Consider the following 3,403-nt stretch of genomic DNA (forward strand, 5'->3'; position numbering starts at 1 on the left):
CGCCGTCCAGCATGGCCATCTGCACGCCCGGGCGTGCAGATGGCCATGCTGGACGGCGTCCGGTCGGCGCAGGAACTGGTCGACAGCTTCGTGGGCGCGTTGCACTGGTGGGCGTTGATCGGCGGGTTCCTCGTCGTGATCGTCATCGTGCTGGCCGCCGTGATGGCCAGGCGGTCCGGGAGCGGGGCCGAGATCGAGGAGCCTGCGCCGTCGCCGGCTCCCTGTGCCGGTGCGCCTGCTCCGGTACGCACGGACGTGCTGCTCGTGCCCGCGCGGGTGGAGGGCGGCGACGAGGACCGGTCCACCGGGGTGGTCGCGCGGGTGGTGCTGCCGGTGTCGGCACGGGGCGCCTTCGACAAGGGCGAGGACGCGGACAAGGACAAGGACGACGAGGACAAGGGCGAGGGCGCGATGGTGCCGGGAGGGCCGGCGGTGCCGCCCCAGGGGCCGTCGCCGGAGGACGGCGTGTCGTCGTGAGCCCGGTCCGCCACTGCGAAACGAGCGCAGGGGCCGGGGACGGTAAGCTGAGGGCCCTGCTACGGCGACGCCGGGGTTCCCGCCCCGCGACGCGTCCTCGCGGCGAGGCCCGACGCCTGCCGCCGCGACCCAGAATCCGTTCGAAGGAGAACTCCAAGTGTCCGAGCGCACTCTTGTCCTGATCAAGCCCGACGGGGTTAAGCGCGGCCTCATCGGTGACGTGATCGCCCGTGTGGAGCGCAAGGGCCTCAAGGTCGTGGCGATGGACCTGCGCACCCTCGACGCCGACACCGCCAAGTCGCACTACGCCGAGCACGCAGAGCGGCCGTTCTTCGGCGAGCTCGTCGAGTTCATCACCTCGGGGCCGCTCGTCGCCCTGGTGCTCGAGGGGCCGCGGGCCGTCGAGGCGTTCCGCGCGCTGGCCGGCCTGACCGACCCGGTCAAGTCGGCTCCCGGCACGATCCGCGGCGACCACGCCCTCGAGATCAGCGAGAACGTCGTCCACGGCTCCGACTCGCCCGAGTCGGCGGCTCGGGAGATCAAGATCTTCTTCCCGGACCGGTTCTGAGCGATCTCCGATCGTTTTACGCGCGCGTCCCGTGCGGCTTGCCGCCGCGGGGGCGCGCGTTTGCTTTTACGCGGCCGAATGGCACCTGGGCGCGGCCGAACATCGACCGCGTGGGCCGGACGGCCTCGGTAGCCGTTTCGCCGGATTTGCGGGGCAAGAATTTGTCGGGTGCTTACCGTACTGTTGTTCGCGGTTGGCTGGTGGATCGTTCCAGGGTTTGTTCGGATGTTGTGGTGCAATCCGGGCAAAATTGCGGTTGAGGTAGGGGCTGGAGATTTTTGATGGGCACGATGGCTCATTGCGCCCATCGGTGGGTACGTCACGTTACGATTCGAATTCGATCCGTAGTCATTCGCGAACGACGTTACGGAGGGCTCCGTTCCCCATGGGCAGCAAGCTCGCGTTCCTCGGCCGTGACATGGCGGTCGACCTGGGCACCGCCAACACGCTGGTTTATGTGCGTGGCCGTGGCATCGTCCTCAACGAGCCGTCAGTCGTCGCGATCAACACGGCGACCGGAAAGATCGTTGCGGTCGGCATCGAGGCCAAACGAATGATCGGCCGCACACCAGGCAACATCATCGCGGTCCGTCCGCTCAAGGACGGCGTGATCGCCGATTTCGACGTCACTGAGCGGATGTTGCGATATTTCATTCAAAGGGTGCATCGACGGCGGCATTTCGCCAAACCGCGCATCATCATCGCGGTGCCGAGTGGCATCACGAGCGTTGAGCAGCGGGCGGTGAAAGAGGCCGGCTATCAGGCGGGGGCCAGAAAGGTCTACATCGTCGAGGAGCCGATGGCCGCCGCGATCGGGGCCGGGCTGCCGGTGCACGAGCCGACCGGCAACATGGTCGTCGACATCGGCGGCGGCACCACCGAGGTGGCCATCATCTCGATGGGCGGCGTGGTGACGAGCCAGTCGATCCGGATCGGCGGCGACGAGCTCGACCAGGCGGTGATCGCGTTCGCCAAGAAGGAGTTCTCGCTGATGCTGGGCGAGCGCACCGCCGAGGAGATCAAGATCGCCATCGGCTCGGCCTGCCCGTACGGCGAGGAGTCGCACGCGGAGGTCCGCGGTCGCGACCTGGTCAGCGGGCTGCCCAAGACGATCATCGTGAGCAGCGAGGAGATCAGGAGGGCCACCGAGGAGCCGGTCAACGCGATCGTCGACGCGGTGAAGACCACCCTCGACAAGTGCCCGCCCGAGTTGTCCGGCGACATCATGGACCGCGGCATCGCGCTGACCGGTGGCGGCGCCCTGCTCAAGGGCCTCGACGAACGGGTCAAGGCCGAGACGGGCATGCCGGTGCACCTGGTCGACAACGCCCTCGACTCGGTGGCCATCGGCTCCGGCAAGTGCGCCGAGGAGTTCGAGGCGCTCCAGCAGGTTCTGGTGCCGGAGTCGCGACACTGATGAGAGACTCACGCCGTGCCCGGCTGATCCTGGGAGCGCTGCTGGCGGCGGCGCTGGTCATCCTGACCATCGACCACCGCACCGGTGAGAGCTCGCCGCTGCGCCCGCTGCGCGCGGCCGGGGCCTACCTGTTCGGCACGGCGGAGCAGTTCGGCGGTGGGGTGGTGCGGCCCGTGAGCGGGTTCGTCCGCGCCATCCTCACCGCGCCCGGTGCGAGCGATCGCATCGAGGCGCTCAAGGAGGAGAACGCCAAGCTGCGCGCGAGCCTGCTGACCGGCAAGCTCAACGCCGACCGCGCCAAGGAGCTCGACCAGTTGCTGGGGCTGGCCGGGACCGGGGGATACAAGGTCGTCCCGGGCAACGTGATCGCCAGGCGCGGTCAGCCCGGGTTCGAGGAAGCGGTGCAGATCGACCTCGGCACCGACGACGGGGTGCGGCCGGAGATGACCGTGCTCAACGGCGACGGGCTGGTCGGGCGGGTGCTGAGCGCCTCGTCGAGCACCTCGACGGTCGTGCTGCTCAGCGATCCCGCCTCGGCCGCGGGGGCGCGGCTGGAGGGCGGCAAGGAGATCGGCGTCGTGCACGGGGTGGGGGAGAACGGGCGGCTCGTGCAGTTCCGGCTGCTCGACTCCACGGCCCCGCTGAGCAGGGGCGGGCGGATCGTCAGCTTCGGCTCGCAGAACGCCAAGCCGTACGTGGCCGGGGTGCCGATCGGGGTCATCGAGCGGGTGGAGTCCACGCCGGGTGAGCTGACCCGGATCGCCTACGCCCGGCCGTACGCGGATCTGACGGCGCTCGACGTGGTCGGCGTCGTGGTGGCGGGGCCCAAGCGGGACCCGCGTGACGCGGTGCTCCCGCGCAAGGAGGGCTCGCGGTGATCGCGGGCGTGCCGGTGATGGTGGTGACAGAGGAGGGGTTCGGTGAGCGCGGGCGTCCGGGGG

Annotated in this window: 4 protein-coding genes; all 4 read left to right on the forward strand. The window is 69.4% G+C overall.

What is annotated here, in order from left to right; genetic code table 11:
• A partial coding sequence (locus tag FAF44_RS52495; RefSeq protein ID WP_237111003.1) for a hypothetical protein occupies nt 1-477 on the forward strand: 477 nt, incomplete at its 5' end.
• 157 nt (nt 478-634) lie between these two features.
• Nucleotides 635-1,045, forward strand: a complete 411-nt coding sequence (ndk, locus tag FAF44_RS52500) for a nucleoside-diphosphate kinase (protein ID WP_237111004.1) — start codon at nt 635-637, stop codon at nt 1,043-1,045.
• Between the two features lie 385 nt (nt 1,046-1,430).
• Nucleotides 1,431-2,462, forward strand: coding sequence for a rod shape-determining protein (locus FAF44_RS52505; RefSeq protein ID WP_237111005.1), 1,032 nt, complete (start codon nt 1,431-1,433; stop codon nt 2,460-2,462).
• Nucleotides 2,462-3,340, forward strand: coding sequence for a rod shape-determining protein MreC (mreC, locus tag FAF44_RS52510; RefSeq protein ID WP_237111006.1), 879 nt, complete (start codon nt 2,462-2,464; stop codon nt 3,338-3,340). The genes FAF44_RS52505 and mreC overlap by 1 nt, the downstream gene beginning before the upstream one ends.
• Nucleotides 3,341-3,403: the final 63 nt, after the last annotated feature.

The organism is Nonomuraea sp. MG754425 (assembly GCF_021699195.1).
Taxonomy (GTDB): domain Bacteria; phylum Actinomycetota; class Actinomycetes; order Streptosporangiales; family Streptosporangiaceae; genus Nonomuraea.